Genomic DNA, 20955 nt, shown 5'->3' on the forward strand with positions numbered 1-20955 from the left:
GAACACTAATGGCGATGAAAAAACTGTTGGTCGCATCACTTTTACTCGGTAGTAGTGTTGCGCAGAGCGCGGAACAATTTGTAGTTGAAGATATTCGTTTCGAAGGCTTGCAGCGCGTGACGCTGGGTGCGGCATTGTTGACTATGCCGGTCCGAGTGGGTGACGATGTTGATGAGCGTGATGTCTCGGAAATGATTCAGGCGCTTTTTGCTTCTGGCAATTTTGAAGATATTAAAGTCTACCGTGATGGCAATGCACTGTTAGTTAAAGTCCTCGAGCGTCCGACGATTGCCAATATTACCTTCTCTGGCAATAAAGCGATCAAAGAAGAGCAGCTTAAAGAAAACCTTGATGCCTCGCGTATTATGGTGGGCGAAGCGCTGGACAGAACGACCCTGAGCAAGATTGAAAAAGGGCTAGAAGATTTTTACTACAGTGTCGGAAAGTACAATGCAACGGTAAAGGCGGTAGTAACCCCGTTGCCGCGTAATCGTGCTGACCTGAAGTTTGTCTTTACCGAAGGTGTGTCGGCGAAAATTCAGCAAATCAACTTTATTGGTAACGATGTTTTTACTGATGAAGAGCTGCAGGATAAGTTCAACCTCCAGGCCGAAGTGCCGTGGTGGAATTTCCTGGCCGATAAGAAGTACCAGAAGCAGGTGCTGGCTGGCGATTTGGAAATATTACGCTCGCAATACCTGAACAGTGGTTACCTCAAGTACAAGCTTGATGCGACTCAGGTTGCAATCTCGCCGGACAAGAAAGGTGTGTATATCACCCTGAAAATTGACGAGGGCAAGCAGTACAGCGTGAAGGACGTGAAGTTCCGCGGTGATCTGGCCGGTAAAGTCGGAGATCTTGATAGCCTGGTGACTATCAGTGCCGGGGAAGTCTACAACGGTGCCAAAGTGACGGCGTTGGAGGAAGCGGTCAAGCGTAAGCTGGGCGAGCTGGGCTATGCCTACCCGCAAGTGACGACAATTCCGGACTTTGACGATCTAAACCAGCAGGTTGCACTGACGGTCAATGTCGATCCGGGCAAGCGTATCTACGTCCGTAATATTACGTTCTCGGGCAACACATCGACCAAGGACGAGGTACTTCGCCGTGAGATGCGCCAGATGGAAGGCAGCTGGCTGAACTCGAAGTCCGTTGAGCGCGGTAAAGAGCGCCTAAGCCGTACCGGCTTCTTTGAAAACGTTGATGTTCAGACGGTGCGCGTTCCGGGTACCGATGATCAGGTCGATATCAAGTACAATGTCAAAGAGGCCAATGCCGGTAATATCAACTTCGGTGTTGGTTACGGTACCGAATCGGGCATCAGCTTCCAGGCGGGGATCCAGCAGGATAACTTCCTGGGTACCGGTAACCGTTTCGGCATCAATGCGATGATGAACGATTACCAGAAGAACATCAGCTTGGAATACAGGGATCCGTATTTTACCCTCGACGGTATCAGCCTCGGCGGTAAGATCTACTACAACGAGTTCGAGGCTTCGGATGCCAATATCTCTGACTATACCAACCAGAGCTATGGTACCAGCCTGACGTGGGGCTTCCCGTTCGATGAACTGAACTTCTTCGAATTTGGCCTGGGTTACGATCACAACAAGATCTCCAATACTCAGGAATATGCCCAAATCGAGAAGTTCAAGGCCATTCACGGTTTTGACCGTGGCGACAATGTGATTGAGCTGGACGATTTTGACTGGTCTGTGTCCTGGACACGAAACAACCTAAACCGTGGTTATTTCCCGACGGCAGGTAATCATCAGCGTGCCTCGTTCCGGATGACAATTCCGGGCTCCGATGCCCAGTATTTCAAGGCGCAATATGATGTTCGCCAGTACTTCCCGCTGAACGAAGGACATGACTTCAGCTTATTGCTACGCGGTAAGCTGGGATATGGTAATGGTTACGGTACGACCGATAACGGTAGTGATCAGCTATTGCCATTCTATGAAAACTTCTACGCCGGTGGCTTCTCTACCCTGCGTGGCTTCCGTTCCAATACTGTTGGTCCGAAAGCTGTTTATGTCGGTGGTTGTGAAGCTGGCGGGATCAGTGGCGGTGGTAACAACAACTGTGCCACGGGTACAGATGATGCCGCCGGTGGTAACGCAACAGCCTTGGCTAGTGCCGAGCTGATTGTTCCGACGCCGTTTGCGTCGGAGGAAGTTCGTAACCAGATCCGAACTAGTATCTTTGTTGATGCCGGTACCGTTTGGGATACGGAATATGATGTAGCTAGCGGCGACGGCCGATATCTGAGTGACTATTCCGATCCGTCATTGATCCGTGCTTCATACGGTGCCGCCCTGCAGTGGATGTCACCGATGGGACCGCTCGTATTCTCGATTGCTCGTCCGATCAAGAAATACGATGGTGATGATGAAGAGTTCTTTACCTTCACTATTGGACGAACATTCTAAAATTTGAGGAGATACTTTTGAAACAGTGGATTAAAGCGGCAGGTCTTAGCCTGGTAATTCTGTCTTCATCGATGTACGCACAGGCAGCTGAAGCGGCACAAAAAGTAGGCTATGTCGCAACTGGTCAGGCTATGGCTCAGTTGGCAAAGCGTTATAATGTGGCGGAAAAGCTGCGCGGTGAATTTAAAGATCGTATTGACGAGCTGCGCGGCATTGAAAGTCGCATGAAAACCAAAGTAGACAAGATGAAGCGTGACGGCGAGCTGATGAGTGCTAGCGATCGCACTAAGCTACAGCGTGAAATGGCTTCACTTGAGTCCAACTATAAACTGAAAGCCAAGGCGTTGCAGGAAGACCAGCGTCGCCGTGGTGCGGAAGAAGAGCAGAAGTTGGTTCAGAAAATCCGTAAGGCTATCCAGGATGTCGCCAAGCGTGAAGGTTATGACATGGTTATCGATGCCAATGCTGTCCTGCATGCTAACCCGAAAGATGACTTGTCTTCCAAGGTGATCTCTGCAGTTAAATAAACGGTAATTATTCAGCTCTGCTGATACCTGCCTGAGCCGAAAGTGTACGATTGAATTGTTGCGATCTGCACTTTCGTCTTCTTTTATCAGGTGGGTATTTGGCGCTGAAAAACTACAAAGAAATAAGGTAAATAATGGCTGGAATTACTCTTGCTGAAATAGCAGCGAAACTGGGTGCAGAGCTACGCGGCGATGGCACCGTAGTGATTGAATCTATCGCAGGTATGGATCAGGCCGGAGAAGGGCAGATCACGTTCTTGTCTAGCAGTAAATACCGCAAGCACCTTGCGCAGTGCATGGCATCGGCGGTAATGCTCAAAGAAGGTGATCTTTCTTTCTTTGAAGGCAATGCCCTGGTAATGAAAGACCCGTATCTGGGTTATGCCTTGATCGCTCAGCTATTAGATACCACTCCTGTAGCCGCTACTGATATTGCGCCATCAGCATTTATTGCAGACGATGCCGTTCTCGGCGAGGGCGTCGCTATCGGCCATAATGCGGTGATCGAATCCGGTGCTCAGCTGGGCGATAACGTACAGATTGGTCCTGGCTGTTTTATCGGTAAAAATGCCGTTATCGGTGCCGGTACCAAGCTGTGGGCCAATGTGACTATTTATCACAATGTCATGCTGGGTGAGCAGTGCCTGGTGCAGTCAAGTACTGTGATTGGAGCTGACGGCTTCGGCTACGCGAATGACAAGGGCGAGTGGGTGAAGATCCCGCAGCTTGGTTCGGTCCGAATTGGTAACCGTGTCGAAATCGGTGCCTGTACTACCATTGATCGTGGTGCGTTGGATGACACTATTATCGAAGATAATGTGATCCTCGATAACCAGATGCAGATCGCCCATAACGTGCAGATCGGATATGGTACTGCAATGGCGGGTGGTACTATTGTCGCGGGCAGTACCAAAATTGGTAAATACTGTATTATCGGCGGCGCGTCTGTGCTCAATGGCCATATTGAAATTGCAGACGGCGTGACGATTACCGGTATGGGGATGGTGATGCGTAGTATCGAGGAGAAAGGTATGTTCTCGTCGGGTATCCCATTGCAGCCAAACCGCGAGTGGCGTAAAACCGCGGCTCGGGTAATGAAAATAGACGAGATGAACAAGCGTCTTAAAACCGTTGAAAAGAAATTGGAAGAAAACAGCTAATTGCTGCCGATTTCATCGCTGAAACAGGCCTGCACTCAGTGTAGGCCGTTTTGCGTTAAAATTATACAGTATTTTAAACTTACTTAGACAGGAATTCAGTTTTGACTAGCGAGAACAAAACGCTAAATATCACAGAGATTCAAGAGCTTCTTCCACACCGTTACCCGTTTCTTATGATTGATCGCGTAACCCATTACGAAGAAGGCAAAACGCTGACCGGTATCAAGAATGTATCGGTGAACGAACCTCAGTTTACCGGTCACTTTCCTAAGATGCCGGTATTTCCTGGCGTGATGATCCTTGAAGCAATGGCACAGGCAACCGGCCTGCTGGCGTTCAAGACTTTTGGCGCACCGGCTGAAAACGAGCTGTATTACTTTGCCAGCATCGACAATGCAAAATTCCGTAAGCCGGTAGGCCCAGGGGATCAGCTGGTGATTGAGGTTGAATTCCTGAAAGAGCGCCGTGGTATTGCTATGTTCAATGGTGTAGCAAAAGTTGACGGCGGTGTGGTGTGCTCTGCTGAGCTAAAATGCGCGAGACGAGAGTTCTAATGATTCACGAAACGGCACAAATTCACCCTTCGGCGATTATCGAAGAAGGCGTTAAGATTGGCGCTAATGTTAAAGTTGGTCCATTCAGTTATATCGGTACAGATGTCGAAATCGGCGAGGGCACTGAAGTCATGTCCCACGTCGTGATCAAAGGCCCGACGACAATTGGCCGCGAGAACCGAATTTTTCAGTTCGCGTCCATTGGCGAAGAGTGCCAGGATCTGAAATACGCCGGTGAGCCGACCCGCCTTGAAATTGGTGATCGCAATACTATCCGCGAGAGCGTGCAGATGCACCGTGGTACCGTTCAGGATAACGGCATCACCAAGGTGGGTAACGACAACCTGTTCATGGTTAATGTGCATGTTGCCCACGACTGTGTGATTGGCGATCGCTGTATTTTTGCCAACAACGCGACGCTGGCAGGCCATGTGACCATCGGCGATTACGCGATTATTGGCGGTATTACGGCAATCCACCAGTTCTGTACGATTGGTGCTCACTGTATGTTGGGCGGCGGTTCGATTGTGGTTCAGGACGTTCCTCCATACGTGATGGCGCAGGGTAACCACTGTGCACCGTTCGGCATTAATGTCGAAGGCCTGAAGCGCCGCGGTTTCGAGAAAGCCGAAATCCGTGCTATTCGCGCTGTGTATAAAGAACTGTACCGTTCGGGCAAAACACTGGCTGAAGTGAAGCCGGTTATTGAAGAGATGGCCAAAGAGCATAAGGCTGTCGAGCTGTTTACCGAGTTCTTCGAAAGTTCAACACGCGGTATTATTCGCTAATTATGACGAAGCCACTTCGAATAGGAATTGTCGCCGGGGAAATCTCCGGCGATATTTTAGGTGCCGGTTTTATTAAAGCTGTCAGAGAGCAATACCCGGATGCCGAGTTTGTCGGCATTGCCGGCCCGCGTATGCAGGCCGAAGGGTGTGAAACGCTGTTTGACATGGAAGAGCTGGCGGTCATGGGGATTGTCGAGGTCTTGGGCCGTCTGCCGCGCCTGTTTAAGGTGAAGGTGGAGCTGGTGAAGTACTTTACCGACAACCCGCCGGACGTGTTTGTCGGTATCGATGCCCCGGATTTTAATTTGCGTCTTGAGCTGGATCTCAAACAGCGCGGGATCAAGACGGTTCATTATGTCAGCCCGTCAGTCTGGGCCTGGCGCCAGAAACGGATTTTCAAAATCGAAGCGGCAACCAACCTGGTGTTGGCCTTCCTGCCGTTTGAGAAGGCCTTTTACGACAAGTTTAATGTCCCTTGTGAGTTTGTTGGTCACACGATGGCTGATGCCATTCCGTTGCAGACTGATCAGCAGGCAGCCAGAGAGCTGCTCAACCTCGATAGTAACAAACGCTGGCTGGCAGTATTACCGGGTAGCCGCGGCAGTGAAATGGGGATGCTGGCGGCACCGTTTATCGAAACCTGCCGTTTGCTAAAGCAGAAGCACCCGGACTTGGGCTTTGTCGTTGCGCTGGTGAACCAGAAGCGGCGTGAGCAGTTCGAGCTGGCATGGCAGGAGACAGCTCCTGAGCTGGATTTTGTGCTGGTTGATGATACGGCACGAAATGTGATGACGGCTTCAGATGCGGTATTGCTTGCGTCGGGCACTGTGGCGCTAGAGTGTATGCTGGTCAAGCGTCCGATGGTCGTCGGTTACAAGGTCAAGCCGCTGACGGCCTGGCTGGCCAAGCGGATGCTAAAGACCAAATATGTCTCGCTGGCCAATATACTGGCTGATCGCGAGCTGGTGCCGGAGCTGCTGCAGGATGACTGTACACCCGAGAAGCTCTGTGCTGAAGTCGAACGCTTCCTTGGCTCGGATAACAGCGAGCTGATGAATGAATTTACCCGTCTGCATCAACTTATCAAGTGTGATGCGGATAAGCAGGCAGCCACTGCTGTCCTGAAACTGATAGATAGATAAATGGCAACCATTCTAGAACCCTTTGAGTATCCGCTGGCTAACCTGATTGCCGGCGTTGATGAAGTTGGCCGAGGCCCGCTGGTCGGCGCCGTGGTCACCGCCGCGGTGATCCTGGATCCTAATAACCCGATAGAAGGGCTGACGGACTCGAAAAAGCTGAGCGAAAAGAAGCGTAATCTCTTGTTCGATGAAATCAAAGAGAAGGCGCTGGCGTGGTCGCTGGGGCGTTGCGAGCCAGAGGAAATTGACCAGCTGAATATTTTGCAGGCCACCATGGTGGCGATGCAGCGTGCGGTTGCCGGTCTTGCTACACAGCCTGATTACGTGCTGGTTGATGGTAACAAAGTGCCGGAATTGCCGATGGCGGCGCAGCCGGTTGTGAAAGGTGATTTACGGGTTGCTGAAATCAGTGCGGCTTCCATCCTGGCCAAGGTTACCCGGGATCGGGAAATGGAAGCGTTGGATGCCCAGCATCCGGGCTATGGTTTTGCCAAACATAAGGGCTACCCGACCAAAGCACACTTTGAAGCGCTGGAGAAGCTGGGCGCAATCGACCAGCACCGTAAGAGCTTCAAGCCGGTAAAACGGATCCTGGGTATCGATTGATTATATTCCCGGGCAGCTTTATGTTGTTGGCCTAATGAGCATAGCCTCAATCATTAGGCCACATTCGGTGATGATTCTGGCCCTTTGAGCTATAATCCTCGCTTAATTATTAAGAACACATCAAATCTGGTTAGTCATGGCTGAACCTCGCTTTATTCATCTACGTGTCCACAGTGATTTCTCAATGGTGGACGGTCTGTCCAAGGTCCCACCGCTGGTTAAAAAAGTCGCGGCAATGGGGATGCCGGCAATGGCGTTGACCGACTTTACCAACCTGTGTGGTTTGGTGAAATTCTACTTTGCAGCCCATGGTGCAGGCGTGAAGCCGATTATCGGCGCAGACTTCAAGGTACTGTCTGAGGAGATGGGCGAGGAGCTGGCGGATCTGACCATATTGGCAGCTGATAACGACGGCTATCAGAACCTGACGATGCTGATTTCCAAAGCTTATCAGCGTGGCCATGTCCAGCATTTACCCGTGATGGACAAAGAGTGGCTGATTGAGCACAAGAAAGGGCTGATCCTGCTCTCTGGCGGTAAAACTGGTGATGTCGGCAAGGCATTGCTCAAAGGCAACCAGCAGATGGTTGAGCGCTGCGTTGAGTTTTATCAGACCCATTTCCCGGATAGCTACTACCTTGAATTGGTCCGTACCGGTCGCGCCGACGAAGATGCTTACCTGCATTTCGCTGTAGAGCTGGCCGAGCAGGCAGAGTTGCCTGTCGTGGCAACCAACGATGTCAGGTTGTTGTCCGAAGATCAGTTTGATGCCCATGAAATCCGCGTTGCGATCCATGACGGCTATACCATGGCAGATCCTAACCGCCCGAAACTGTATAGTGCGCAGCAGTATTTGCGCAGCGAAGAGGAAATGTGCGAGCTGTTCTCGGACATTCCCGAAGCGCTTGAAAACAGCGTCGAAATTGCCAAGCGCTGTAATGTGACGGTACGTCTGGGCGAATACTTCCTGCCGAATTTCCCGACCGGTGAAATGACCATCGAGGACTTCCTGATCAAGGAGTCGCAGGAGGGACTGGAGCGTCGCCTGGCCTTCCTATTCCCGGACGAGGAAGAGCGGGCCAAACGTCGCCCGGAATACGACGAGCGTCTGGATATCGAGCTGAAAGTGATAAACCAGATGGGATTCCCAGGCTACTTTCTGATCGTTATGGAGTTCATCCAGTGGTCGAAGGATAACGGGGTTCCGGTAGGGCCGGGACGGGGTTCCGGTGCTGGTTCGCTGGTGGCCTATGCCCTTGATATTACCGATCTGGATCCGCTGGAGTTCGACTTGCTGTTCGAACGATTCCTGAACCCGGAACGTGTTTCCATGCCCGATTTCGATATCGACTTCTGTATGGACAAGCGTGATCTGGTTATTGACCACGTGGCGGAAATGTACGGCCGCGATGCGGTATCGCAGATCATTACTTTCGGTACCATGGCGGCGAAGGCGGTGATCCGCGATGTCGGCCGGGTGTTGGGGCATCCGTACGGTTTTGTCGATCGGATCTCCAAGCTGGTTCCGGCAGAGCCCGGAATGACGCTGGCAAAGGCCTTTGATGCCGAACCGCAGCTCGGCCAGGTCTACGAGGCCGACGAGGAAGTCAAAGATCTGATTGATATGTGCAGGATCCTTGAGGGGGTAACCCGAAACGCCGGTAAGCACGCCGGTGGGGTTGTGATCTCGCCAACCACAATCACCGACTTTGCGCCGCTGTACTGCGATGCCGAAGGGGGCAACCCGGTCACCCAGTTCGATAAAAATGACGTTGAAACAGCCGGTCTGGTTAAGTTTGACTTCCTGGGGCTGCGAACGCTGACCATTATTGACTGGGCACTGGGGATGATTAACCCGCGGCTGAAGGCCAAGGGTGAGGAGCCGGTGAATATCGCGGCGATCCCGATGGATGATCCCAAGTCGTTTGCGATGCTGCAGCGCTCGGAATCTACCGCGGTATTCCAGCTTGAATCCCGAGGGATGAAAGATCTGATCAAGCGTCTGCAGCCAGACTGCTTCGAAGATATGATCGCTCTGGTAGCCCTGTTCCGCCCAGGACCACTGCAGTCGGGCATGGTAGATAACTTTATCGACCGTAAACATGGCCGCGAGGCCGTCTCTTACCCGGATGAAAAATGGCAGCATGAGTCACTGAAAGAGATTCTGGAACCGACTTACGGCATCATTCTGTATCAGGAACAGGTGATGCAGATCGCCCAGGTGCTGTCTGGCTATACCCTGGGGGGCGCGGATATGCTCCGTCGTGCGATGGGTAAGAAAAAGCCGGAAGAAATGGCCAAGCAGCGAGCCACCTTTGAAGATGGGGCGGTGAAGAACGGCATCGACGGCGAGCTGGCGATGAAGATCTTTGACCTGGTAGAAAAATTTGCCGGTTATGGTTTTAACAAATCCCACTCCGCAGCCTATGCACTGGTATCGTATCAGACGCTGTGGCTAAAGGCGCATTACCCGGCAGAGTTCATGGCGGCGGTAATGACCGCCGATATGGATAATACCGATAAAATCGTCGGCCTGGTGGATGAGTGTCACCGGATGAAGCTGAAGCTGTTGCCACCGGATGTCAACAAGGGCCTCTACCGCTTCAATGTCGATGAAAATGGGGCAATCGTCTACGGTATCGGTGCGGTGAAGGGGGTCGGTGAAGGCCCGATTGAGAATATCATCGAGGCACGAGAGAAAGACGGCCACTTCAAGGACTTGTTTGATTTTTGCGCCCGTATCGATACCAAGAAGGTCAACAAGCGGGTACTGGAGAAGTTGATTAAATCCGGCGCAATGGATCGACTGGGGCCTAACCGTGCTGCCATGATGGCAACGCTGGATGATGCGATCAAGGCGGCCAGCCAGCATCACCAAGCCGAAGCCTTTGGCCAGACGGATATGTTCGGGGTGTTGACGGCAGCACCGGAAGAGGTGGAGCATGCTTATGCCAACATTCCTGAGTGGCCGGAAAAAGTCTGGCTGGAGGGGGAGCGTGATACCCTGGGTCTTTACCTGACGGGGCACCCAATCAATGTCTATGTGCCTGAACTGAAACACTATACAACCTGGCGTCTGAAAGATGCCCACCCGACAGGGCGCGATAAAGTCGTGACCGTGGCAGGCTTGGTGATCGCCGCTCGCGTTATGACGACCAAGCGAGGAACCCGAATTGGCCTGATGACACTGGACGACCGCAGCGGTCGGATGGAAGTGATGTTGTTCTCAGAGCCACTTGAAAAGTATATTGATCTGCTTGAAAAAGATAGAATCGTCGTGGTTTCCGGACAGGTCAGCTTTGATGATTTTAATGGTGGCCTTAAAATGTCGGGCCGAGAAGTGCTAGATATCTCAGAAGCAAGAGAAAAGCACTTGCGAGGACTTGCTATCTCCGTGACAGAGAGGCAAATTGATGAACAGTTTTTTGAACGCTTCAGCCAGGTGCTGGAGCCACACCGTGCAGGTACTGTACCGGTAAATGTGTACTATCAGCGCTCGAATGCACGTGCCAAGTTGACCCTCGGGACTGAGTGGCGTGTAACCCCGGCAGATCAGTTAATCACCGATCTCAAAGTATTGCTGGGTGATAAGCAAGTAGAGCTTGAGTTTAATTAATATAGCCCACAGTTATTAAAGAGATATTACTAATTGTGAGCAAAAGGATTGAAGTGGTATGAGCCTGAACTTCCTTGAGTTTGAACAGCCAGTTGCTGAACTTGAAGCAAAAATTGAAGCACTACGTGATGTTTCGCGTCGTGATGAGTCAGAATCGGTTGATCTAGATAAAGAAATTGAACAGCTGGAAAAGAAAAGCCTAGAGCTGACCAAGAAAATCTTTGGTGATCTTGGTGCATGGCAGGTTGCTCAGTTAGCCCGTCACCCACAGCGTCCGTATACTTTTGATTACGTTGAACATATGTTCACAGAGTTCGACGAATTGGCAGGTGACCGTGCTTTTGCCGATGACAAGGCGTTGGTTGGCGGTATTGCCCGTCTTGATGGCCGTCCGGTAATGATCATTGGTCACCAGAAAGGTCGCGAAACCAAAGAAAAGGTGAAGCGTAATTTTGGTATGCCAAAACCAGAAGGCTACCGCAAGGCACTGCGTTTGATGAAGATGGCTGAGCGTTTCAAGATGCCTATCGTCACCTTTATCGACACTGCAGGTGCTTATCCGGGCGTTGGCGCGGAAGAGCGCGGTCAGTCTGAAGCGATTGCAACCAACCTGAAAGAGATGGCCGGTCTGACGGTACCAGTTATCTGTAACGTTGTCGGTGAAGGCGGTTCAGGCGGCGCACTGGCTATCGGTGTTGGTGACTGTGTCAATATGCTGCAGTACTCGACTTACTCGGTCATTTCACCTGAAGGTTGTGCCTCAATCCTGTGGCGTGATTCTGACAAGGCCCCTCAGGCCGCAGAAGCGATGGGTATGACAGCCGAGCGTCTGAAAGAGCTAGAGCTGATCGACAACATCATCGAAGAGCCATTGGGTGGCGCGCACCGTGATGTTGCTGAGATGGCGGCCACGCTGAAAGCACAGATTTTGGCAACCCTGAATGATCTGGAAGCCTTGGATACAGAAGCGTTGCTGGAGCGTCGTTACCAGCGCCTGATGAGCTACGGTTACTGCTAAGTACGTGCCGGGCACGATTTTAGAGCGGGTCAACGTCGGTTGGCCCGCTTTTTTATTGCCTATCAGAAAATTAACCGTTGCAGGCCTTTGATATACTACGGCCAGTTCATCGACTTCGATAAGAGATTGCCAGAGATGCTGTATTCCCGACTAGCCAATAGTCTGCAGGCTTACTGTGATAGCCCTCAACACTTTGTATTGGCCTTAAGTGGCGGGCTGGATTCCCGCGTATTGCTTCGTCTGATGGGTCAGTATCTGCATCTGAACCCGCAGCATGAGTGTCTGGCGGTGCATGTTCACCATGGCCTCAGCCAGAATGCCGATGTGTGGAGCCAGCGCTGTCTGGAGTGGGCACGCCAAGAGGGCATCGAGTGCTGTGTTGAGCGGGTTGAGCTGACGCTAGGCAGCCGGGTGAGTGTTGAGCAGCAAGCCAGAGAGCAGCGTTATCAGGCGCTGCGAAAGCATATACGTCCGGGGGGGATCCTGCTGACCGCCCAGCATGCTGATGATCAGCTTGAGACCGTATTGCTGGCACTCAAGCGCGGCAGTGGTCCGGCAGGGCTGGCGGCAATGGCTTCCAGCACGCCGTTTGCCGATGGATTGCACCTACGCCCGTTGTTGTCCTCTAGTCGGGCCGAGATTGAGTGCTATGGGCAACAGCATCAGCTGGAGTGGGTTGAAGACGAAAGCAATCAGGACACCCGTTATGACCGTAACTTTCTGCGTCACGAGGTGACACCGCAGCTGATCCGGCGCTGGTCGGGAATACGCAAGGCCGTTGCCCGGAGTGCGGAGCTTTGTGGTGAACAGGATGCCTTGTTGCAGGAGCTGCTGTACGAGAAGCTTCAGCAGGCACTAGGGGCAGACCAAAGCCTGTCGGTAGCCGCGCTGGGATCCGAGCGTGTCGGCAAGCAGTTGATCCGGCAGTGGCTTGGGTTGTTTAATGTCCTGATGCCCTCCAAGGTTCAGCTCGATCAGATTTGGCAGACGGTTGTACAGGCCAAAGCCGATGCCAATCCGCAGCTGTGCTGGCAGCAAGTGCAGGTAAGGCGGTTTCGGCAGCGATTATATCTGGTCGAGCAATGGCCGGATATTCAAGATTGGCAACAAGAATGCCAATTGGATCAGCCCAGCAGGCTACCGCAGAATTTAGGCTCTTTGACGGTACGCAAAACTACCGGTGGACAGTTGCGTTTGCCGAAAGAGGGAGAGGTGCTGTCTATCCGGTTTGATCCCGAGGGCATCGAGGTTAAGCCGGTTGGCAGAGTGGGCAAGCGAAAGCTGAAAAAGTTATTTCAGGAATACGGGGTCCCGAGTTGGAACCGTCGCCGAACACCGCTTATTTATTATGGTGATCAGCTTGCCGCTGTTGCTGGATTATTTGTCGTCGAGGCTTTCAGCGGGCAGGACTGTGACCTAGAGTGGCACAATGATGCATCTGATGTGCAATGTTAGGCCAAACAGTGCACAATTCTCTAATACCCTGCTTTTCGCTTTTATAGGACAGTTTAATCTGAGCCGGGTATTTGGATAACACAGAATTATAAGAGGACCCAATGAAGAAAGTTCTTGCGATTGCAATGTTAGCGACAGTGATGTCGGCCCCTTCAATGGCTGCTGGTGATGCCGCCGCCGGTAAAGCAAAAGCTGCAGTATGTGCAGCTTGTCATGGTGTGAACGGTGTCGCAATGATACCGGGTTACCCAAACCTGAAAGGCCAGAACGAGCAGTATCTGGTTAGCGCCCTTAAGGCTTATAAGAATAAGCAGCGCACAGGTGGAATGGCTGCGGTTATGCAGCCGCAGGCTTCAATGCTGAGCGATACCGACATTGCCAATGTTGCCGCTTATTTTGCGCAAATGAAGTAAGCTGCCCGGCTTTGTAATACAGGGTGCTGATAGCACCTGAATGGTTTGATATTAAAAACCGCTTGCTGTTTAAACAGTGAGCGGTTTTTTATGAGAGCAACACTTCACTCCTTGTGGCCTGTAACGCAGTATTTCCATCTGTCTGTATAGTATTTGTCCAGTTGGTTTCTCTGTGGTTGATAAAATTCCTGGTTGCCATTATTGTACTAGCACACTGATACGTAAGGCGTGTAAATATATGGCAGGAAACAGAGAACATTTTGGGTCGAGAGTGGGTTTTATCCTGGCTGCGGCAGGAGCCGCTGTAGGGCTTGGGAATATTTGGGGATTTCCGACCCAGGCTGCTAGTAACGGTGGCGGTGCATTTCTATTGGTGTACCTGTTCATGATTCTGGTCGTAGCCTTCCCGATGCTGATTGTCGAAATGGCAATTGGTCGTCACGGTCAGGCTAACCCGATTGACAGCATGCGTAGCCTGTCGGCCAACCCGGTAGCCAAAAAAGCAGGAGCAATGGTGGGCTGGATTGGCCTGGCTGTTCCTTGCCTGGTGCTGGCATTTTATAGCATTGTGGCTGGTTGGTTGATCTCGTTCATGCTGGCAGCCGTCACTGATCTTGTCGGCCTTCAGTCTGCCTCAGAATGGCTTAAGGGGTTCTCTGTTTCCCGTAACCTGTTCGGTGCTGGTATTTTCTATCTGTTGACCATCCTCATCGTTCAGAGTGGTGTTAAGCAAGGTATTGAGAAATGGTCTACACGCCTGATGCCGGCCCTGTTTGCGCTATTTGGCCTGATGTTCCTCTACATCATGACCCAAGATGGCGCGATGGAAGGCTTAAAGCATTATCTGATCCCGGATTTCAGCAAGATTTTCGATCGCCAGCTGTTATTGGCTGCGATGGGACAGGGGTTCTTTTCGCTGACTATCGGTGGCTGTTCGATGCTGATTTATGGCTCATACCTAAGCAAGAAAGAAAACCTTCCTAAGATGGCCCTGAGCGTCACACTGGTTGATACCGCTGTTGCTTTTGTCGCGGGGCTGGTTGTGTTGCCGGCGATGTTCGTGGCGATGACCAAGGGAGTTGCCATTTATGCTGAAGACGGGTCTTTGCTCAGCTCGGATACGCTGGTGTTTACGGTGCTGCCAATGTTGTTCGATAGCCTGGGATTTGTTGGCCAGCTATTGGCATTGGTGTTCTTTGTGCTGATGACGATAGCGGCTCTGACATCGTCTATCTCGATGCTGGAGTGCCCGGTGTCGTTGGTAAGCGAGCGCTTTAATACCGATCGCAAACCGACTAGCTGGGTACTTGGCGGGCTGATCGCCTTGTTCAGTATGGTGATTATCTTTAACTTCGGCAGTTTGTTTGGCTTGGTAGCAACAATCGCGACCCAGTATTTCCAACCGGTTGCTGCGCTACTATTCACCTTATTCGGTGGCTGGGTATGGTCTCGTAACTCTAAGCTAAAAGAATTGTCTGCGGGAAGCCCGGATATTGAACAGAGCCTATTCTGGAAGATCTGGCCGCTGTACGTCAAAATTGTCTGCCCGGTACTGGTTGCGACGGTGCTTTATGTATCTTTTGGCTAACTCATAACGGAAATAATGAGCTTGTTTAAGCCGCTTGATTTGAATCAGGCGGCTTATTGATAGTGTTCTGAAAACTACCTCTCGCCTCCCTTAAAAAGTAAATAATACTTCGCTCCTAAGCCACTATTGTATGTGGTTATCATTCAGTTAATAGCTCTCCTATCTTTAAAAGCTATCTTTTTTTCCCTTTTTTAACAACGGATAAGTACTTATACAATGGTAAGACCAGCCATAAGTAGAGCTAAAACACTATGACAAGTATTTGAAATATATAGTTCAAAATATAATGAAATTATGAATTAAACGTATATTTACAATTACCCCTTTTTATCTTTCGTTCTCTTTCATTGTTTTTTCACTTTTTTTTGTTTATTGTGGTGTTATAAATTTATACTTATGGCATAAATTAAAGATGATAACATTTACAAGAGATTCAATTCACTTAATGGTAGTGATTTTAAAAGGTTCTGAGTTTGTTAATAATGACGCTATCTTTTTTGATGATAGAAGAACTCTTAGAAAAGTTACAAACTTTGAATCGATAAATGATTTTTTTGAAATTAATGGTATGTTACAGGAACATACAAAGAAATATATAGTGACATTAATTGATGGTTTTAAGTTAACAGTTAAAGTCACAGGTAACTCAATGGTTATAGATGATTTTTCCTGATAATTATAACGGAAAGTTTATATTTTACTTTTTGCGTGATGTGGCTGATTAAGCTCAGTGTCCTTGAATAAATTAATATAAATCCTGTTATTTAATATAATTACAGAGGGTATATGGATTATAATAACGAAATTAAAAAACTAAAGGCGATTGGAATTAAGTTTGATGAAGTTAATGTAAGAGAGTGCCTCAGAATAAACGCCAGAAGGAATTCAATTAAAGAATGCATCGAAATTGCAAAGGAACTAGGTTTAGATTTAGGCAAAGATGCGACAAAATCAAGCGTGGCAATGATTGCAATAAACTATAGTAAAATTGCCGGATGCCATAAAGAAGCAATGCTTGATGTTAATAATAGGCAATGTAGCCTGACTATTAATGCGATGAAAGATAACGATATATTTGTTGAGATACTCTATGCGCTTGGAGAGGCTGTTGATAGAACGCGTTAGTGAAAGTCCTATAAAAAGGATTGCTGCATTAATAGAAACTGTTAAGGCAAATGATCTTTATCTTCATGATGATAATGTGAAAGCTATTATGGTTAGCTTAGTCATTCTAAANAACTGTTAAGGCAAATGATCTTTATCTTCATGATGATAATGTGAAAGCTATTATGGTTAGCTTAGTCATTCTAAAAGAAATAAATGAAAACCACTTTGACTTTATCTTGATGGATATGTACAGAAATCAACCCACACTGTTGATTAATGCTCTGAAAAAAACAACTGAGTTTAGATATTATCTTGCTATATTAAATGGTGAAATTAAATCATTAGATGTCCATTAGATACTATTATTAATAGTATGTGATTGTGGCATTGAGAGGCTGTCTTGTACAACATAATCACTATGTGTGTATCGCCATTGTTATAATAATAATGTGAAAAAATTGATTTTGGCTCGTATGGTGTTGAGTTTAAAAGTGTGATAGTAAAAGAGAAACCTATTTTGTTTACTAAGCGACGATTCCTTCCTTATTTTTGTACACAGGTTTTGGGGGCATTTAATGATAATGTTTTTAAAAATGTACTGTTACTATTAGTAGCATTTGTAGCACCCGGTACTCTGTTTATTGATAGTAATTTGATCATCAACCTCGCGGCCGGCCTGTTTATCCTCCCATTTTTCCTTTTCTCAGCCAGTGCAGGTTTATTGGCTGATAAATATGAAAAATCATGGTTGATCCGCCGCATTAAGCTTGCAGAAGTTGTGATTATGCTACTTGCCGGTGGCGCACTGTTTACTGAAAGTTATTCTGCACTGTTATTGTTGCTATTTCTTATGGGGACGCAATCTGCGTTTTTTGGCCCGGTAAAATACGCGATACTGCCTCAACACCTTAATGATAGTGAGTTGGTACCTGGGAACGCTTTTGTTGAGGCGGGAACGTTCCTTGCTATTCTTCTCGGGACGTTACTTGCAGGTTTGATTGCTGAACAGCCAAATGCTAACAATATCGCTGCCATAGCGGTTATTGTTTTTTCATTGTTGGGGTACCTGACCTCTCGGTCTATACCGAAGAGTCCAGCCTGTGATCCGAGTATTCAATTTGTATGGAACCCTATCAAGCATACCAGCCAAGCTATTCAGTTGGTAAAAGGTAACAAAACGGTGTATTCCTGTATTTTGGCGATAAGCTGGTTCTGGTTCCTTGGTGCCAGTTATCTGACTCAGTTTGCTCAGTTTACAAAACTTTATTTAGGCGGTACTGCAAGCGCTGTATCAGTCCTAATGGCTTTGTTTTCCGTAGGTATTGCTCTGGGTTCATTGTTGTGTAGCCGTTTGTCTGGCCATCGTATCGAACCGGGAATTGTTCCAATAGGCAGTCTTGGCCTAACATTGTTCGGGGCTGATTTATTGTTTTCAACACCATCCTCTATACCGGCTTATACAGATATCATCGGGTTTATATGTAACCCCGCTTTGACGCATGTTTTCGTGGATTTATTAATGATTGGGATTTCCGGCGGATTATTTATTGTTCCTTTGTATGCCATGGTACAACAGCGGATTAAGCGGCAACAATTGGCTCGGACAATTGCAGTTAACAACATTATAAATGCAATCTTTATGGTTATGAGCGCGATAGCTGGAATGGTTTTGTTGGGAGCCGCTGGAGTGAGTATCCCTTTGTTTTTCTTCTTGCTAGCAGTAATTAATGCTTTTGTCGTACTGTATCTTTTTCATCAGGTGCCTGAATTCATACAGTGTTTTACCTCTTGGTTTACAGGAAGGTGTGTGAGTAGATACTGAGGAAGTTGAAACTTTTTTCGGCATTCGCCCTTGTGGACAAATGCCGTTTTTATTGCTGGTGTCTAATCGCGTATGGTTTTCGGAAGTAAACCGTTAGCGGAACTGATTAGCTTCCGGCAGATAGTCAAAGCCGGCATTGGCCAGACGGGCAACCAGTTTGTCTTTGTCGATACCGTAATACTTGACGAGGTTGTCCAGATCACCGAATTCGTCACGGATCTTCATATTGACAATACTCATCAGCATGACCGGATCCATCGTTTCAAAGTTTTTGACGTCCATTATTTATCCTCATGATCACTCATCAGTAAATTGGCTGCGGCAAAGGCAGCACGCTCTCTGACTTCTTGCGGCACTTCTTCGTTGGCGGCAACATAGTCCAGTGCTTTGATTGCACAGTGGATCGCATTGGGGATATAACCCAGTTCACCGCCACCAATTTGGGCATAGGTCATTCGGATTAGTTCACAGCATTCATAAACTTTCATGCTCATTCCTTTAATTCGTTAACTCCCTATAGGCACTGGGCAAGCGCCTATAGGGAGTGAACGCCTTACAGCATTACTATATCAGAGTGTTGTATAAGGTGATGATAAAAATGGCCAGGCATCGTGGAGAGTGGTTACTTGTTGCGCTTGTGACGGTATAGCTGACGGTCGGCTCGATCGACAAGAGAGGTGGTCGTATCCCCTTTCTGGTATTCGGAAAATCCGCATGAGGAGCCAATTTTCAGCGTTCGCAGGGTGTGATCATCACTCATCAGTTGCTGGACTCGTCTGGCAACATGCAAGGCCGATTTATCGGTGGCAGGCTGGAGTAGCGCGGCAAACTCATCGCCACCAATACGGTAGCAGCGATCGGATGCTCTCACTGCTTGTTTGAGGAGGGTCGCGAAACGTCGAATGACCTTATCGCCATCAAGGTGGCCAAAGCGGTCGTTGACCTGTTTGAAGTTATCCAGATCGAACATTACCAGCACCAGGCCGACATTTCTTCTCTCGCTCATGGCTAGCGCATGCTGGATATCCTGCTCGAAACAGCTACGGTTGCCCAGGCCGGATAGGTAATCACGCAGCGCCATATTCTTGACTCGGCGATATTCAATCGCATTCATTAATGGCCCGGCAAAAAGGCGGTGATAGGTATGAAGCAGGTTAATTTCGTCTTTATCCAGCGGGTAGGGGGTCGAATATTGCAGCTTGCCAAGTTCGTTGTCGCCGAATCGCAGGATAAAGGCTTGCCTATACTGGGTGGCTTCACCACGACGGATCAGGGTGGAGGTTTCTTCCAGATCCCAGACCAGACGGCTGATATCGATTTGTTTCTCGATTTCCCTGGCAAATATTTCGAATAATAAGCCCAGGTCGAGCTTTCCCTGGAGCTTTTGCAGGATCAGCAGGCGCTGGTCAGCGCCAAGGGGTTTAGCCCTTGGTTTGCTATTTTCCGCAAAAATATTGTTCCAGAGATTCGGATCCATATAAGCGTCAAAAAAAAGGTAAGGGGTTAACTATAGGCAATTATTACGCCATTTCAACACCTGGAGCACTTTTTTATAAATAAAATACTGATTTTATTTTAAAAAGTTGCGAAGGATCGTTTCCTGTTCGAGGGCATCATGGTAGCCCAGCTCTATTAATGCATTAATATATGCGGGTTCGAACAAAATATAGCTGGTAATCGCAGCATCATCTCTCGGACTTAGCCCGGTAAGGCGCATTAATGCCCGGGTCATTGGTGGCATATGACAGTAGTATTTCTGCGCCAGAGGCTCGAAGGACTTGCTTGGGAAAAGGTGGATGTGATCGACGATTTTCATGTTTATCTTCTGTTGCTCAGACGCTGGCAAGGCGTTTAGCAGCGCATTGGTACGAGACAGGTGCTCAAGATCGGCGGTGAGGGTATCGCTGAAAATCGTATCCATCAGGTGGCCGCCCAGAGCCGCCAAGCCGGGAGCTTTAGTGTGGTCTCTTTCATCCAGTTTCTGGTTGATTAAATCGATGATAAGAATCTTGTCGGCCCCCATCTTGAGAGAGGGGCGTAACGGTGCAAGCTGGTGGATGGAGCCGTCGCCATAGTAGGTCTGCCCGAGACGGGTAGCAGGAAAAACAAGCGGTATCGCCGAAGAAGCCAGCAAATGCTCGGTATTGATTAGAGCACGGCGTCCCTTGGATTTCGCCCGGTCCCATTCTTCCAGCTCTTTTTGTCCCTGAAAAAAACTCACAGATTGACCGCTTTTGTAGCTGGATACAGTGATGGAGATACCGTCGAGGTTACCGGCAAGGATTTGTTTTTCCAGTCGACTGTAGTTGTTGACCTGGTTGAGCAACTGACGAAGAGGACGGTTGTTGAGCAGGCCAAAGGGCGGGCGCTCATGGTGGTCGGCCTGTAGACGGGCAAACCACTGACCGGCAAGGTAGCTGGTCATTCCATACGGGCTGGCTTTGAATATCCGGCGGCTATGAAGACGAGACCAGATCCATTCCAGCTTCTTGACGCCAAGGCGAAAACAAGAGGCGTAGCTGGCGATTGAGGTGACATTGATGGCCCCCGCAGAGGTACCTGAGTATATCGTGAAAGGGCTGTGATGTACTCGTGGGTACCACTCGGAAATGGCCTTGAGTATGCCGACCTGGTAGGCAGCACGTGCGCCACCGCCGGATAATAGCAAACTGATTTTTGGCTTATCCTTTGCCATTCAAATGCTTCTCGGTTTCTTTTTATCTTATA

At 49.1% G+C, this 20955-nt stretch carries 18 protein-coding genes and 1 pseudogene; 15 read left to right on the top strand and 4 right to left on the bottom strand.

The window, feature by feature from the left end:
• The first annotated feature begins 8 nt into the window (after nt 1-8).
• From bamA to BIT28_RS06000, 15 genes and pseudogenes are all read left to right on the top strand, one after another.
• On the top strand, nt 9-2432 hold the full coding sequence (bamA, locus tag BIT28_RS05925; RefSeq protein WP_075762720.1) for an outer membrane protein assembly factor BamA: 2424 nt from the start codon (nt 9-11) through the stop codon (nt 2430-2432).
• Between the two features lie 17 nt (nt 2433-2449).
• Complete coding sequence (locus BIT28_RS05930) at nt 2450-2959, top strand: OmpH family outer membrane protein (protein WP_075762721.1); 510 nt, start codon at nt 2450-2452, stop codon at nt 2957-2959.
• A 134-nt stretch (nt 2960-3093) separates the two neighbouring features.
• Nucleotides 3094-4119 carry a UDP-3-O-(3-hydroxymyristoyl)glucosamine N-acyltransferase gene (gene lpxD / locus BIT28_RS05935; RefSeq protein ID WP_075762722.1) on the top strand — a complete coding sequence of 342 codons (1026 nt, stop codon included), beginning with the start codon at nt 3094-3096 and terminating at the stop codon, nt 4117-4119.
• Between the two features lie 101 nt (nt 4120-4220).
• Nucleotides 4221-4673 (top strand): 3-hydroxyacyl-ACP dehydratase FabZ, encoded by a 453-nt coding sequence (gene fabZ, locus BIT28_RS05940; RefSeq protein WP_075762723.1) that lies wholly within the window; start codon nt 4221-4223, stop codon nt 4671-4673.
• The gene (lpxA, locus tag BIT28_RS05945) at nt 4673-5461 is read left to right on the top strand and encodes an acyl-ACP--UDP-N-acetylglucosamine O-acyltransferase (protein WP_075762724.1); all 789 of its coding nucleotides are present in this window, start codon (nt 4673-4675) and stop codon (nt 5459-5461) included. Before fabZ ends, lpxA begins: the two co-directional genes overlap by 1 nt.
• Before the next feature lie 2 nt (nt 5462-5463).
• Nucleotides 5464-6603, top strand: coding sequence for a lipid-A-disaccharide synthase (gene lpxB / locus BIT28_RS05950; RefSeq protein ID WP_075762725.1), 1140 nt, complete (start codon nt 5464-5466; stop codon nt 6601-6603).
• Nucleotides 6604-7209 (top strand): ribonuclease HII, encoded by a 606-nt coding sequence (gene rnhB, locus BIT28_RS05955; RefSeq protein ID WP_075762726.1) that lies wholly within the window; start codon nt 6604-6606, stop codon nt 7207-7209.
• A 136-nt stretch (nt 7210-7345) separates the two neighbouring features.
• The gene (dnaE, locus tag BIT28_RS05960) at nt 7346-10825 is read left to right on the top strand and encodes a DNA polymerase III subunit alpha (RefSeq protein ID WP_075762727.1); all 3480 of its coding nucleotides are present in this window, start codon (nt 7346-7348) and stop codon (nt 10823-10825) included.
• A gap of 58 nt (nt 10826-10883) precedes the next feature.
• Entirely contained in the window at nt 10884-11843 is a 960-nt protein-coding gene (gene accA, locus BIT28_RS05965) for an acetyl-CoA carboxylase carboxyl transferase subunit alpha (protein WP_075762728.1), read from the top strand.
• A gap of 135 nt (nt 11844-11978) precedes the next feature.
• Nucleotides 11979-13298 carry a tRNA lysidine(34) synthetase TilS gene (gene tilS / locus BIT28_RS05970; protein ID WP_075762729.1) on the top strand — a complete coding sequence of 440 codons (1320 nt, stop codon included), beginning with the start codon at nt 11979-11981 and terminating at the stop codon, nt 13296-13298.
• A gap of 101 nt (nt 13299-13399) precedes the next feature.
• Nucleotides 13400-13711, top strand: a complete 312-nt coding sequence (locus BIT28_RS05975) for a c-type cytochrome (RefSeq protein ID WP_075762730.1) — start codon at nt 13400-13402, stop codon at nt 13709-13711.
• Between the two features lie 238 nt (nt 13712-13949).
• Nucleotides 13950-15299, top strand: coding sequence for a sodium-dependent transporter (locus BIT28_RS05980; RefSeq protein WP_075762731.1), 1350 nt, complete (start codon nt 13950-13952; stop codon nt 15297-15299).
• Nucleotides 15300-15711: 412 nt separating this feature from the next.
• A complete protein-coding gene (locus tag BIT28_RS05985; RefSeq protein WP_139310445.1) occupies nt 15712-15972 on the top strand; it encodes a hypothetical protein in 261 nt (86 codons plus the stop codon).
• A gap of 113 nt (nt 15973-16085) precedes the next feature.
• Nucleotides 16086-16424, top strand: coding sequence for a hypothetical protein (locus BIT28_RS05990; protein WP_075762733.1), 339 nt, complete (start codon nt 16086-16088; stop codon nt 16422-16424).
• Nucleotides 16425-16902: 478 nt separating this feature from the next.
• Nucleotides 16903-18198: pseudogene (locus BIT28_RS06000) on the top strand (MFS transporter); the annotation flags it as partial.
• Between the two features lie 123 nt (nt 18199-18321).
• Here BIT28_RS06000 and BIT28_RS06005 read toward each other — a convergent pair.
• From BIT28_RS06005 to BIT28_RS06020, 4 genes are all read right to left on the bottom strand, one after another.
• On the bottom strand, nt 18322-18510 hold the full coding sequence (locus BIT28_RS06005) for a DUF4250 domain-containing protein (RefSeq protein ID WP_075762735.1): 189 nt from the start codon (nt 18508-18510) through the stop codon (nt 18322-18324).
• Nucleotides 18510-18716: a YaeP family protein gene (locus BIT28_RS06010; protein WP_075762736.1), complete on the bottom strand. Its 207-nt coding sequence runs from the start codon at nt 18714-18716 to the stop codon at nt 18510-18512. Before BIT28_RS06010 ends, BIT28_RS06005 begins: the two co-directional genes overlap by 1 nt.
• 134 nt (nt 18717-18850) lie before the next feature.
• A complete protein-coding gene (locus BIT28_RS06015; RefSeq protein WP_075762737.1) occupies nt 18851-19705 on the bottom strand; it encodes a GGDEF domain-containing protein in 855 nt (284 codons plus the stop codon).
• A gap of 93 nt (nt 19706-19798) precedes the next feature.
• The gene (locus BIT28_RS06020; protein WP_075762738.1) at nt 19799-20923 is read right to left on the bottom strand and encodes a patatin-like phospholipase family protein; all 1125 of its coding nucleotides are present in this window, start codon (nt 20921-20923) and stop codon (nt 19799-19801) included.
• Between the last annotated feature and the right edge of the window lie 32 nt (nt 20924-20955).

The sequence above is a fragment of the Photobacterium proteolyticum genome (assembly GCF_001939735.1).
GTDB lineage: Bacteria > Pseudomonadota > Gammaproteobacteria > Enterobacterales > Vibrionaceae > Photobacterium > Photobacterium proteolyticum.